Origin of the sequence: Pseudomonas syringae group sp. 243L2 (assembly GCF_032587875.1) — a bacterium.
Classification (GTDB): Bacteria; Pseudomonadota; Gammaproteobacteria; order Pseudomonadales; family Pseudomonadaceae; genus Aquipseudomonas; species Aquipseudomonas amygdali.
Window position 1 is genome coordinate 452,045 of record NZ_JAWHPL010000021.1, and the last position, 12,797, is coordinate 464,841.

Annotated in this window: 14 protein-coding genes and 1 pseudogene; 8 read left to right on the plus strand and 7 right to left on the minus strand. The window is 58.8% G+C overall.

Translation table 11 applies throughout. The annotated features are described in order from the left end of the window. The first annotated feature begins 6 nt into the window (after positions 1-6). From RYB66_RS15065 to RYB66_RS15090, 6 genes are all read left to right on the plus strand, one after another. Positions 7-306, plus strand: coding sequence for a protealysin inhibitor emfourin (locus RYB66_RS15065; RefSeq protein WP_002553232.1), 300 nt, complete (start codon positions 7-9; stop codon positions 304-306). A 275-nt stretch (positions 307-581) separates the two neighbouring features. After that, positions 582-1,211, plus strand: coding sequence for a paraquat-inducible protein A (locus RYB66_RS15070; protein ID WP_057404294.1), 630 nt, complete (start codon positions 582-584; stop codon positions 1,209-1,211). After that, a complete protein-coding gene (locus tag RYB66_RS15075; protein WP_004664882.1) occupies positions 1,208-1,822 on the plus strand; it encodes a paraquat-inducible protein A in 615 nt (204 codons plus the stop codon). The genes RYB66_RS15070 and RYB66_RS15075 overlap by 4 nt, the downstream gene beginning before the upstream one ends. Beyond that, entirely contained in the window at positions 1,815-3,494 is a 1,680-nt protein-coding gene (locus RYB66_RS15080; protein WP_005745202.1) for an intermembrane transport protein PqiB, read from the plus strand. The genes RYB66_RS15075 and RYB66_RS15080 overlap by 8 nt, the downstream gene beginning before the upstream one ends. After that, positions 3,491-4,114: a membrane integrity-associated transporter subunit PqiC gene (locus tag RYB66_RS15085; RefSeq protein WP_004658604.1), complete on the plus strand. Its 624-nt coding sequence runs from the start codon at positions 3,491-3,493 to the stop codon at positions 4,112-4,114. The genes RYB66_RS15080 and RYB66_RS15085 overlap by 4 nt, the downstream gene beginning before the upstream one ends. A gap of 292 nt (positions 4,115-4,406) precedes the next feature. Beyond that, positions 4,407-4,844 (plus strand): helix-turn-helix domain-containing protein, encoded by a 438-nt coding sequence (locus RYB66_RS15090; RefSeq protein ID WP_002553227.1) that lies wholly within the window; start codon positions 4,407-4,409, stop codon positions 4,842-4,844. Between the two features lie 31 nt (positions 4,845-4,875). Here RYB66_RS15090 and RYB66_RS15095 read toward each other — a convergent pair whose 3' ends face one another. Then, positions 4,876-5,787, minus strand: coding sequence for a LysR family transcriptional regulator (locus RYB66_RS15095; RefSeq protein ID WP_005745204.1), 912 nt, complete (start codon positions 5,785-5,787; stop codon positions 4,876-4,878). A gap of 113 nt (positions 5,788-5,900) precedes the next feature. Between RYB66_RS15095 and RYB66_RS15100 the strand changes: the two genes are divergently transcribed. Together RYB66_RS15100 and RYB66_RS15105 are read left to right on the plus strand one after the other, a co-directional pair. Next, complete coding sequence (locus tag RYB66_RS15100) at positions 5,901-6,737, plus strand: pirin family protein (protein WP_002553225.1); 837 nt, start codon at positions 5,901-5,903, stop codon at positions 6,735-6,737. A gap of 15 nt (positions 6,738-6,752) precedes the next feature. Beyond that, positions 6,753-6,899: pseudogene (locus RYB66_RS15105) on the plus strand (LysR family transcriptional regulator); the annotation flags it as partial. Here the strand turns inward: RYB66_RS15105 and RYB66_RS15110 are convergent. The 6 genes from RYB66_RS15110 to RYB66_RS15135 all read right to left on the minus strand — a co-directional run bounded on the left by RYB66_RS15110 (position 6,896) and on the right by RYB66_RS15135 (position 12,730). Then, a complete protein-coding gene (locus tag RYB66_RS15110; protein ID WP_005745206.1) occupies positions 6,896-8,425 on the minus strand; it encodes a sodium:solute symporter in 1,530 nt (509 codons plus the stop codon). The pseudogene RYB66_RS15105 and the gene RYB66_RS15110 sit on opposite strands and share 4 nt — an antisense overlap. Next, positions 8,422-8,682 carry a hypothetical protein gene (locus RYB66_RS15115; protein ID WP_005745208.1) on the minus strand — a complete coding sequence of 87 codons (261 nt, stop codon included), beginning with the start codon at positions 8,680-8,682 and terminating at the stop codon, positions 8,422-8,424. Before RYB66_RS15115 ends, RYB66_RS15110 begins: the two co-directional genes overlap by 4 nt. Before the next feature lie 136 nt (positions 8,683-8,818). Next, a complete protein-coding gene (locus RYB66_RS15120; protein WP_005745209.1) occupies positions 8,819-9,754 on the minus strand; it encodes a choline kinase family protein in 936 nt (311 codons plus the stop codon). Then, a complete protein-coding gene (locus tag RYB66_RS15125; protein ID WP_117139392.1) occupies positions 9,751-10,704 on the minus strand; it encodes an aminoglycoside phosphotransferase family protein in 954 nt (317 codons plus the stop codon). The genes RYB66_RS15120 and RYB66_RS15125 overlap by 4 nt, the downstream gene beginning before the upstream one ends. A gap of 9 nt (positions 10,705-10,713) precedes the next feature. Next, the gene (locus RYB66_RS15130; RefSeq protein ID WP_117139393.1) at positions 10,714-11,994 is read right to left on the minus strand and encodes a M20 family metallo-hydrolase; all 1,281 of its coding nucleotides are present in this window, start codon (positions 11,992-11,994) and stop codon (positions 10,714-10,716) included. Further along, positions 11,972-12,730, minus strand: coding sequence for a DeoR/GlpR family DNA-binding transcription regulator (locus RYB66_RS15135; RefSeq protein ID WP_002553219.1), 759 nt, complete (start codon positions 12,728-12,730; stop codon positions 11,972-11,974). Before RYB66_RS15135 ends, RYB66_RS15130 begins: the two co-directional genes overlap by 23 nt. Between the last annotated feature and the right edge of the window lie 67 nt (positions 12,731-12,797).

Below are 12,797 nucleotides of genomic sequence, written 5' to 3' on the forward strand. Positions count from 1 at the left end.
CTTGAAATGAAGGTCTGTCTAGTGCAATCCGGCGGTTTTGCGGGTGCCGTCAAACGCTGTGAAGTCGATACGTCCACCCTTGAGCAGCCAGAAGCCGAGCAACTGCAGCGGCTGGTCAGTGACAGCGGCCTGAATCAGTCCAGCAGTGCGTTCAATGATCAGGCGCGGGATCTGAATCAGTACGAGATCACTATTGAGGATGAGGCCAGAGAAATCTGCCTCACGTTTGACGAACACAACGTGCCAGCGTCCGCCCGCCAGTTGCTAGGGTTCCTCAAGCAACGCGTAAAGCCCGGCAAGCTCTAGGACAGGCCTGTTTGAAAACAATACGGCGACCGGTGCCTTGCAGATGACTGTAAAAGGCATCGGTCGCTGACATATTCTCCACCCTTATTCCTGCATGTGCTCCCGCATGGAATAATGGCGCTATGACATGTGAACCACCCACCGCTATCGCGGTCAATGACGTGTACCAATACGTTGGCATGGACTGTACAAAAAAAAACGCTTCACACTGCCATTAACGAGGTATCTTTTCGTGCTTCGCGTTCTCACCCCTTACCTCTGCAGCAATGGCGTCGATGAGCACTGTGCATCCTACTGAACACTCTCCTGGCCTGATCATTTGCGAGCATTGCGACTCGCTGTACGAAGCGCAATCGCTGAAGCCCGGTGAAGCAGCGTTCTGCCTGCGTTGCGAGGCACTGCTCGGGCGCGGCCACCGAATGACCATTGAGCAGTTACTGGCACTGACCGTCGCTGCGGCCATGCTTTTTGTGTTCGCCAACCTGTTTCCCGTGATCAGCATCAGCATGAAGGGCCTGACCAACGAGGTCACGCTCTGGCAATCGGTTGAAGCCCTTGCTCAAGGGCGAATCACGATCATTGCGCTGGTCGCCGGCCTTTCGATTATCTTTGCGCCGCTTTTGCAGATCGCCTTGCTGTTCTGGGTGTTGGTACATGCGCACAAAGGCATCATCGCGCCCGGCTTCAGGGCCTGCATGCGCGCCCTGGAACACCTGCGACCGTGGAGCATGCTCGAAGTGTGCATGCTCGGTATTCTGGTGGCGATCATCAAGCTGTCCGGAATGCTCGACGTGCATCCGGGCGTCGGGCTGTGGGCCATGGCCATGCTGATGGTGCTGATTCTGCTGATCGCCAACAAGGACATCCGCAGGTTGTGGGATGAACTGGGAGTGCCGCCGCAATGAACGGCATTCCCTTCGCCCATGAACACAAGCTCTGCCTGTGCCATACCTGCGGTTACGCCTGCCAGGAGGACGCTACGCGCTGCCCGCGCTGCGACTCACCGGTACACAGACGCAAGCCCAACAGTATCAGCCGCACCTGGGCTTATCTGATTGCCGCACTGATCTTCTATATCCCGGCTAATGTGCTGCCGGTGATGTACACCAACCTGCTGGGCAACCGCAGTGAAAGCACCATCATGAGCGGCGTACTGGAGTTTTTTGAAAGCGGCTCCTGGGACATTGCCATCCTGATCTTTGTCGCCAGCGTTCTGGTGCCCTGTATCAAATTTCTGGTGCTGGGCATGCTGCTGATCACGTGTCAGCGCCGCAGCACCTGGGCGATGCGCGAGCGCGCACGTCTTTACCGTTTCATCGAGCTGATCGGCTACTGGTCGATGCTCGATGTGCTGGTTGTGGCCCTTGTGGCGTCTCTGGTTCAGTTTCGCGAGCTCAGCACCATCGAGCCGCGGATCGGTATTCTGTTTTTTGGCTTGGTAGTGGTGATGACGATGTTCGCCGCCATGAGTTTCGATCCCCGGCTTATCTGGGACGCAGAGGTTGAAGATGTCTGACAATACCCTCCCCCCGTCTGCTTCAGTGCCACGCCCTGAAGTCAAACGTCGTCGCCTGCGCGTCTCGCTGATCTGGCTGGTGCCGATCGTTGCAGCGATCATTGGTGTATCCATGGCTTTGCATGACTGGATGAACATCGGCCCGAAAATCACCGTGAGCTTCCTGACCGCAGAAGGCCTTGAGGCCAACAAGACCCAGGTCAAATACAAAAACGTGATCATCGGCATGGTTACCGATATCACCCTTAGTGAAGACCGTACCCATGTACTGGCCAGCATCGACCTGAACACCAGCGCCGCGCCGTTCACGAGAATCGACAGCCAGTTCTGGGTGGTGCGACCGCGCATCGGCGCGCACGGCGTATCGGGCGTCGACACGTTGCTGTCAGGCGCCTTCATTGGCGCCGACGCGGGCAGCTCCGAGGAGACCAAAACCAGCTTTACCGGCCTGGAAACACCGCCACCGGTCACTTTCGGTGAAAAAGGCAAGCGCTTCAAACTGCATACCGACGACCTCGGCTCTCTGGACATTGGCTCACCGATCTACTATCGACGCATTCAGGTCGGTCAGGTGGTTGGCTACGAGTTGTCCAAGGATGGTCGCGGGGTCGATATTCAAATCTTCATCAACGCACCAAATGATCAGTACATCACCACCGACACCCGTTTCTGGAATGCCAGCGGGGTCGACATCACGGTTGGCGCGTCAGGGGTGAAGGTCAATACCCAGTCGCTGACCTCGATCATCTCCGGCGGCATTGCCTTCCGCGAGCCCAACTGGAGCCCGGACTCGAAACTCGCCGACGAGAACGCCGAATTCAAGATATTCGATGATCAGGCCACCGCGCTGGCTCCGCCCGATGGCGAACCGCGTTACATCCGCATGCGCTTCAATCAGTCGCTTCGCGGGTTGACGGTCAACGCAGCGGTAGACTTTCTGGGCGTCAATATCGGCAAGGTGGTGTCGGTCGATCTGGATTACGACCCTGCCACCAAGACCTTCCCCGGTATCGTGGGTGCAGTGATTTATCCCAAGCGCCTGGGTGCGGCCGAGTCGAAACTGCAGGAGCTCGGCGGCAAGGGCGATGAAGAAGAACAATCCGCCAGAGTGCTGGGAGCGTTCGTCGCCAACGGCCTTCGCGCTCAAGTGCGCAACGGCAACCTGTTGACCGGCCAGTTGTACATCGCCATGGAATTCGATCCCAAGGCACCGAAAGTGGCATTCAATGCCAAGGCCCGTCCGCTGGAAATCCCGACCGTACCGGGCAGCTTCGACAAGTTGCAGGAGCAATTGCAGGCGTTCGTCGAGAAGCTCAGCAAACTGCCGATCGACGACTTGGCGAAGAATCTGAATGGCAGCCTCAGCGAGCTGCAGAAAACTCTCAAACAGGTGAACAGCAGTGTGCTGCCGCAGATGCGTGGCACCTTGCAGCAGGCTGAAAAAACGCTGGGCACCGCCAACGATTCATTCGCTGAAGATTCGCCTGCACGTCAACAATTGGGCCAGGCGCTGGATGAAGTGCAGCGCACCGCTCGTTCGGTACGGGTGCTGACTGACTTCCTCAGCCGCCATCCAGAATCGCTGATTCGCGGTCGCACGGGCGATGCAGCCCCACGCTCGTTCAACGCCCCGTCCTCATCCCGAGCCATTGATCTGGAGCCAAAACAATGACCTTGCGCCTGAAACTGGCGGTACTTGCCGCAGCCCTGGGCCTGGGTGCCTGCACATCGACGCAGACCCACTATTACACCCTGATTGCGCCCATGGGCGCGGCCAGCAGCGTAGCGGCCAGACCCATGCCGTTCCAGTTCGAGATGCTGCCGGTCTTGATGCCGGTTCAGGTTGACCAGCCGCCACTGGTGGTTCGTCAGGGCAACGGCAGCCTCGCGATTCTGGACACCGAACGCTGGGGCTCGCCACTGGGCGACGAGTTTCACGATGCGCTGACGCCGCAACTTGAACGTCATTTCGGCAGCCGCGACATGGCCGGTCTGCCGAAAAACAGCGATCAACCGGTGCTTTCGGTCCGTACAGATGTACGCCGCTTCGAGTCGATGCCTGGCAATTATGCGTTGATCGATGTGGTCTGGACGCTCGGGCTTCGCGATGCAGGCGCTACCGCCGGCAGCAAGCGGCAGAGTCTGACCTGCAGCAGCGTGATTCGCGAACAGGCCGGGGAAGGCATGGAAAATCTCATTATCGCCCATCAGAAAGCCGTGTCCCGGTTAGCTGACAAGATCGCCGCAACTGCCGCCAGCTGGACCGCGCAACCTGCCTCTCGTTGTTTGTAGGTCGGTCGGGAGGTCCGGTTAAAGACCTCCCGGTTTCAGGAAATATCGCTGCTGTAAGCCTTTCAAAGCCGCCGTTTAAAAGCGTTCAAGTCCGTACAAAAATGTATCACCTCGTTTAATTCCTACGTACACTCTACCGCCTGTCTGGCACGTTAGTACCTGATTGATCCGGATACTCAGTTTTCCGGGTCTGTTGGAGGGCCTTATCGATCAATGCCAGTAACGCTTGTTAACCCTGATGTGTAGCAGCAAGCCTTGGGCTTGCGGCGGACAGTCTATCGAGGACAAACGGATGACAGGGATCGGAGCACGGCTGAAAAAGGAACGTCTGCGCCTCAAACTTTCGCAAAGCGCACTGGGCGCGATAGGTGGCGTGGAAACCAACGCTCAGGGCAATTACGAAAACGGTGTTCGCTCGCCTCGGGCAGACTACCTTTCCAGCGTCTCGAATGCGGGCGTGGATGTGGCCTACGTGGTGACCGGTCTCAGCTCACCCGCCGTCACGATTTCGAATAGCCAGGCCTGCGCTCCTCTCAACCGCGTTGTTGCTCGCCTGCACGGCAACCTGCACGACGTGACTCAGAACCTGTACCACGTGACCCGCTTGATTGAATCAAATGCAGGCGAAAGCAACGTCGACAGCGACCAGCTGGAAAACATCAAGAACGACGCAGAAGCCATTACGGTTGCGACCGTTCGGCTGATCTACATGACCTCGAAGTTGAAGTGACGCAGAGCATGTAGTGTGCCGCCAAGGCGGCTCATTGCGCCGCAAACGCCTTGTCCCTGAGTTTTTCCATGACCAGCGCTATGAATGCCGACACCGCAGGCGGCAGATGTTGCCGACTGGGATAAAGCACATGCAGACCATGACTGGTGCGCTGGTACTGCGTCAGTACCGGCACCAGTCTGCCATCGCGCAAATCCGAGCGGATGAGCGTCGCGGGCAATAGCGCAATACCAAGCCCTGCCAGGGTCGCTTTACGCAATGCCTGCGCGGTGTTGGCATTGAATCGGCTGGCCATCTGCACCTCATGCATCTTCGCGTCCGGCCCGAGCAACCGCCAGACAGTGCTCCCGCCGGGATGCGCCGTGCTGACGCAGTAATGCCCGTGCAGGCTCTGCAGGGAATCAGGCATGCCGTGAGCGGCGATATACGCCGGGCTGGCAACCATGCTGTCATGCCCCTCTTCGATCAGTTGTCGCCCTACGTAGCCCGAATCCTGCAAGGGGCCGCCGCGAAGCGCGATGTCCAGCCGGTCAGCGATCAGGTCGGCGCGCTCATCGCTGAGCACGAACTCCAGCTGAACCCGAGGATATTCGGCAAGAAAATCAGCCACCCACTCCATCGAAAAGAAATCGAAGAAATCCGCCATTGCGGCGATGCGCAGCCGACCGCCAGGCTCTTCACGGCCTGAAACAAGCTGCTCTGCGGCATCCATCAAACCATCGACAGCGCCCACACAGCGTTCGTGGAAGTCCTCCCCTGCCTGGGTGAGGACCAGCTTGCGTGTCGACCGCTGCAACAATCGAGTGCCCAGCTGTATTTCCAACTGCTGAACCCTGCGGCTGACCGTATTGGAAGGCATGCCCAGATGCCTTGCCGCCTGCGCAAAGCTGCCGCTGCGCACGACCTGCACAAACAGGGCGACATCGTTGAGGTCAAGCGCCACGGGGTTTATTCCTTCCATTTATGGATGAGTCCAAACCAACTATACCGACTAATCAAGTAATCCACAGAGGCTTATTCTTTGTGCTCAGGCATCAAGGCCTAGAGGACAACGCTATGAACACTATCGTCAGCATTCAGCCACGCGCCATCACCCATCGCACCAGCGGCAAAAGCCGAGGGCCTATCACTCGCCTGATGAGCCCTGGCGATCTGGGTCAATTATTGAAGCCTTTCGTATTTCTTGATCAATTCGGCTTCAAACCCGAGCCGGGAAAAAAAGGCTTCGGCATGCATCCACACTCAGGAATTGCAACGTTGACCTATATGATCGAAGGCGAAATGGCCTACGAAGACACCACCGGTAAATCAGGCATATTGCCCAACGGTGGTGTGGAATGGATGAGCGCGGGCAATGGCGTATGGCATGACGCCCAGCCGGTAAGCGATGCGCCGATTACAGGCTTTCAGCTATGGATAGCCCTGCCCGCAGCGCAAGAGAATGGCCCTGCACACAGCGTTTATCTGGCGGCGTCGCAGGTTGCGCGGCAAGGCCCGGCACAGGTGCTGCTGGGGCGTTACGGTGCAGCACAAAGCAGCATACCTGCACCACAGGGCATGAATTATCTGGCCGTAAAACTGAAAGACGGCGAGCACTGGCGCTACACGCCGCCCGCAGGTCATAGCGTCGCCTGGCTGGCGATCAACGCCGGACACCTCGACGCAGGCGGCCCGATCAGCGCTGGCGAACTGGCTATTTTCGAGGAATCGGATCGCCCTATCGACTTCGTCGCGAAAGGCGATACCCATTTCGTGCTGGGGTCGGCAGTCAAGCATCCGCATGATCTGGTCACCGGCTACTATTCGGTGCACACCAGTAAGGCCGCGCTTAATCAGGGCGAACTGGAAATAGAGCGAATCGGCGCAGTGCTGCGCGAGCAAGGCAGGCTCTGATTGAGCAGCCGCCTCCTGTTCAAAAACCGGCTACGTACTCATCTGGACAGCGGCGCACTGGAACCGATACCTGAGCCCAGGTGGCAGCGCCTCACCTGGCCGTATCTGTACTATCCAGAACGCCGCTACCTGGCCTCGCCGCTCAGGGCTTTTATCGACTAGCCCATAGCAGCAATCGGCCGCACGCCATGGCGCGCCGGTGCTGCCATGGCGAACAACTCATCAACGCGTCTGACCTCCTCCGCACTTGGCTTGATCGCAATGGCGCACGCGACAAAAATGCCCGCATTGAAGATCAGGCCGATGATGCCGCTGGTCAACGAACCCAGTGCCGGAATGTCATCGGGGTAAATTGTGGTCAGCACAATCGCGATCACAATACCGACCAGCATGCCGGCAATCGCGCCTTGCTTGTTGCCACGACGACTGAAGACCCCGAAGAACAGCGGCACGGCCAGCTGGATGATGCCCTGATAGGAAATCTGTGCCAGCAGTTGCAGGCGCGCGTAATCGAAGGTCAGGTACGCCAACAGCGACGCCGCCGCGATGAAAACCACCATGCCCACCTTGGCGAGAACAGTCTTCTCGCGATCACTGCGCGGCTTGCTCCAGGTCGCCAGATCGTTGGCAAACTGTGTACCGCACACCTGAACGCAGCCGTCGACATGGCCGATGCTGGCCGCCAGGACAATCATGATTGCCAGCCCCAGCAACCACGGCCCGCCGATATCGAACAGTGACAGGAACCAGCCATGCTGCGGATGCGCGGCCACGTTGGGGTCCTGACTGATTGCCGCGGCGAACAGCATCAGAATGCCATAGAAGCCACCCACCAGCATGATGGTCAGGAGTGTGCCCTTCTTCACCGAACGCACACCGCTGGCGGTATAGATACGCTGAAAGCTCATGGGCCAGCACATTGAGCCGATCACCCCGGTAAAGATCAGGCTGAACATGTACATCGGGCCGTAAGTGCTGCCTGCGCCACCGGGGATCACCAGCATGCTGGCGGGCAGTTGCGACAGGTTGGCGAACGACGCCTGAGCACCGAACAGCAGGAAAATGCACAGCGCGGCACACAGCACGTAGGCAATCAGCCCCTGATACATGTCGGTCATGATCAGACCGCGCATGCCCATGCTCACCGTCCAGTACTGCCGAATCAGGATCACCACCACCCCTACCAGCAGGCAAGTGGTCACGCCCCAACGGCCAAAGCTGGCGAACTGAAAAAGCGTCGCGAGGGCCTGAATGCCCATCACCACCCAAGGGAATACCGAGATGATGCCAATGATCGAAGCAATGCGTTTGACCACCGGGCTGTTGAAGCGCATGCCCAGCAGGTCCGGCTGGGTGGTCAGGTTGAAACGCTTGCCCCAGGTCCAGGCACGATTGGCCATCAGGTACATGGCGGTCACGCCAAGCGTGGCATAGACCATGCCGTAAAAGCCCAGCGCGCCACCGACAGACAGTGCAAAGAACGCAGTAAAAGTTGCACCCGGCCACCACGAGTTGGTGTAGCACATGGCGATGAACCAGGGACCGTAGGAGCGACCGCCCACCGCGTAGTCGGAAAAGCTCTCGCTCTTGCGATTGGTCGCGTACAACACGGCAATCATGCCCGCCAGGAACACGCCGATCAGGCCGAAGGTGATGTAAAGGTCTAAAACTGTAGTCGTGCTGATCATTGCCCGTCCCCCTCTTGTGGAATTTCACCCAGCAGAGACTCGACCACGTACAGCATCCACAGGCCCAGCCCCATGAGCACGGCGATCAGAATCCAGTAGAAGATCGGCAGTGGCACACCGAGCACCAGCGCGGTGCTGCCACTGACCTTGAGGTAGAACGGCGGAAACAGCGCCATCATCAACAGCGCGAAGAAGTACAGGCCAAACACCAGATTTTTCAGGCGGCCGGGATTTTCAGAAGGCGGAACGTTACTCATGGAGTGCTCCTTGAATTTCAGGATCTGGCTATGGATAAGTGATCGGATAAAACTCAAGCAGGAAAAGGAACACGCGGTCACCCGCTACTTTTTTATTATTGGAGTGCTTGTTACAGGTATGCCTGGAGAGGACGGGTCATGCCTGTCGCAACCAGGTTTCCCATTGCGAATCATTGATGATGCTGCGCGCGCGCATGTGCTTCCAGGTGCCGTACTTGTAAAAGTCGAAGTCCAGTTGCGACACGGCGTGCTGGACCATTGCCCAGGTTGACCATTTGATATCTGCCAACGCCTTGTTCAGCTTGATCCGCGCTACGGTTTGCGCGCTGACCTGACCGAAATAGTCCTCGATCAGCGCCAGTTCCATCTCGTCACTGAAAAACATCTCGCCGAACCACAGCGCCAGTTCGTAATGGCGATCGTTATTGGAGGCGTACTCGAAATCCACCAGGCGAATCTGACGCTCCGCGTTGAGCATGAAGTTGCCTGCCAGCGTGTCATTCATGCACGGTGCCAGATCAATTCCGGAAGCTTGCAGGGCAGCTTTTGCGCGCTGATATTGCAGGCACAACCAGTCGTCATCCTGAGGCTTGATGCCCTTGAGCTCTGCCACCTGGTTCTGGTGCTCGGCAATCATGTCGAACACGGTCTTGGTCTGTTTCAGCAACGGCTGATCGTTGAACGCCTTGAGCCCGTGCAGAGCGCCGTGGCGTATGTCGCGCTGCAGGAAGTCATGATTGGACGATGCCCGCCAGCCCTCCATGAACTCGAACACTTCGACACCGAAAGATTCGAGGAACGCAAACACCGGCGCACCGTAGCCGGTTTGCGCCGCTTTCACACTGGCCTCGTGGGCGGTGTGGCGGTCAATGAACATTTCTGTGCCGGCGCCCGGCACCTTGAAGAAGTACGCCGTGTCGGCCCCCTCGACCTCAACCCGCCAATTAGTGTTGGAGATACCGCCGCTGACCGGCTCGTAGCCGACGCGCCGCCCCTGCCAACTGTCGATACTGCGCACTGCTGCTTCCAGTTGTCGTTCCTGGGTACTGACAGACTGCCCTAACGTTTTCATGCTCTACCCTCCTGAACCTGACGCATCCAGCCTTCCAGTCGCGGGTCCTGAACACACTGCCGGCAACGCAGCAGCGTCCATTGACCGACCTTGGAAAACTCCAGTGGCCGCACGGACGTCGTACCTGCCCAAAGCCCCCACAATGTCCAGTACCAGTCGTTGATCAGCGCATACAAGCGGCAGACGGCATAGTCGACTTCCAGACACTGCCCCGCCCATGCGCTGATCCCTTCGCGCCACTGGCTTTCAAACGAATAAAGCTCGTTGAGGGTAATCGCAACGTCGTACCAGGGGTCCATGCAGCCGCCGTAGTCGAAATCCACCAGGCGCAACCGGCCTTCGCTTGAAACCATCACATTGCTGGCAACGCCGTCACCGTGCAGCGGCACCGCCTGCACAGAGCGGGCCTGCAATGCCTGCCAGACCATGTCAACGCAGCGGTCAATCCATTGGTGTTCTGCCGGTAGTGCAACGTTGTCACGTTCGCACAGTGTGCGAAGGCGCTCGATATCCATCATCGGCGAGCGCACAACATCAGGCACAGGCCCGACATGCACCAGCCGCTTCAGCGCCCACAGCGCCTGAAGGCGGCCCGGCGCGAGCAGGTCATCGAGCCGGGCAGCACGCCATTCCAGACCCAGATCCTCGAAAATCAGCACACCGCAGGCCGTGTCCGCGCCAAGCAAGCGCGGTGCCGCGCCGCTACGGCCTGCGCATTCACTGGCCTGCGCCGCCTTTTCGAAATCAATCAGTTGCGCCATATCGGCATGCAGCACCTTGGCGTAAACAGCGCCCTGTGCACCGACCACTCGAAAACCCGTCCATTCGGTCGACAGCCTGGAGGGCGATGCCACGCCCTGCGTAACGACCTCGGTGTGCGCGTTCGCATCCAGCCCGCAGTTTGCCAATGCGCCGAGCAGGCGTGTGGTCAGGTCGTCAGCATATGACATGGTCAGTCCTCAACGAAACGAAGCGGATGAGGTGCAAGCCCGGTACAACAGACCGGTCAGCATGCGCAAACCGTTGCGCATGTCCTGATCGCTGGTGTATTCGGCCTCGTTATGGGAAACGCCATTGCTGCTGGGGATGAACAGCAGGCACACCGGGTAATGGCGGTTCATGCTGATCGCGTCATGACCAGCGACCGTCATGCTGTCGGCGGTCGACAGGCCCAGCTCGCCGCCTACTGCGTGCGCCAGTTCCGCAAACCCTTCATGCAGCCTGGCGGGCGGGCGCAGTACGCTGCTTTCCACCTCAAACCCGGTCATGGTCCTGTCGGCGATGGTGTGCAACGTTGCGTCCAGGCGTTCACCTGCCGCGCTCAGCAGACCGACATCGCGGGAGCGGTACTCGATCAGCAGGGAGACCCGGGAAGGCACGACATTGGGTGAATTGGGGTACACCTCGATACGTCCTACCGAGCTGTGCATCTGCAAGCCATGTTGCCCGGCTTCGTCGCGCACCGCCGTGATGGTGTGTGCGGCAGCCAGCAATGCGTCACGGCGGGCGGCCATGGGCGTAGGGCCGGTATGATTCTGCTCGCCATCGAAACGCACCCGCCGTTTCAACGCGGCCCAGGTTTCCCGGACCACGCCGATTGCCGTCTGGCTGCTTTCCAGGCCAGTGCCTTGTTCGACATGAATTTCGACGTATCCGGCAATGTTCAAATCAACCTGATCATTACCCAGATAACCTATGGCTTGCAGCGCATCCTTCAAACGGATGCCATCGCCATCGCGGCTTTCCCAGGCATTTTCCAGGGCCAGTGCCCCGGTAAATACACCGCTGCCGATCAGGCTCGGCTGAAAGCGGGCGCCCTCCTCGTTGGTCCAGTTGACGACGGCCAGATTGCAGGCAGGTATTTCACCGCGTTCACGCAGTTGTCGCGCCAGACTGGACACCGCGACGGCACCGGCAAGCACGCCGTACACACCGTCGAAACGACCCGCGCTCGGCTGGCTGTCCAGATGTGAACCGCACAGCAGATAAGGCGCCTGGGGGTCAAACGTCATGAGGCCGAACAGGTTGCCGATCGCATCGACACGCACTTCAAAGCCGTGCTCTTTCAGCCAGTCCCGAAACAGGTCGCGCACCCGACCGTCTTCAGCAGATGCCGCCAGCCGGTGCAAGCCACCCGCCGGTGTTGCACCAATGGCCGAGCTTTGCTGAAACAGCGCTTCAAATGCCGCTAGATCAGCTGCACCTGGCTCGATCAATTCAGGGATAGAGGGTGTCGACATGATCTTTCTCCAGGCGTGTCACAAACTCGTCGGATAACGCGCGATTGGTGACCAGGGTGGTGATCGCGGCGAACGGAAGAGTATTGATAAAGGTGCGATGACCGAACTTGCCATCATCAGCCAGCACAACACTGCGCGCGCAGTGCCTGACCAGCGTCCTGCGCAGCATGGCTTCCGGCTCCTGGTAATCCATCAGCCCCAGGTCCAGATCAATGCCGCCGATACCCATGAAGGCGATGTCGTAATGAAACTGCCGGGCGAACTCCAGCGTGTGCGGCCCGATCAAGGCGTTGTCGGTACGCCGCACATCACCGGGCGCAACCAGCACCTGATTGTCGCTTTGGTGCGATATCAACTGGGCGATGTCCAGCGAATTGGTGATGATCTTCAACTGGCTGAACCGCGTCAGTTGCTGGGCCAGCGCCAGCGTCGAAGTACCGGTGTCGAGGAAGATCGCCATGCCTTCGCTGACCAATTGCGCAGCGCGGGCAGCAATACCTGCCTTGGCGCGGGGCTTGAGCCTGCTGCGTTCCTGCAAAGGCAGTTCTTCGCTGGATCTGGGCAGAATCGCGCCACCGTGAATTCTCCTTAATCGGCCCTCTTCTTCCAGATACTTGAAGTCGCGGCGAATGGTCTCTTCGGACACGAACAGCAATTGTGCAAGGTCCGACGCCTTGACACGCTGCTGTTGGGCGAGCAGGCGCATGATTTCGTCCAGGCGCGGCTGATTGAGCATGGGGGTGGCATTCCGTTGCAAAGTAAGAACTCCAGTGTCCGGGCCCGTTGGCCGTTGATCCGCAAGC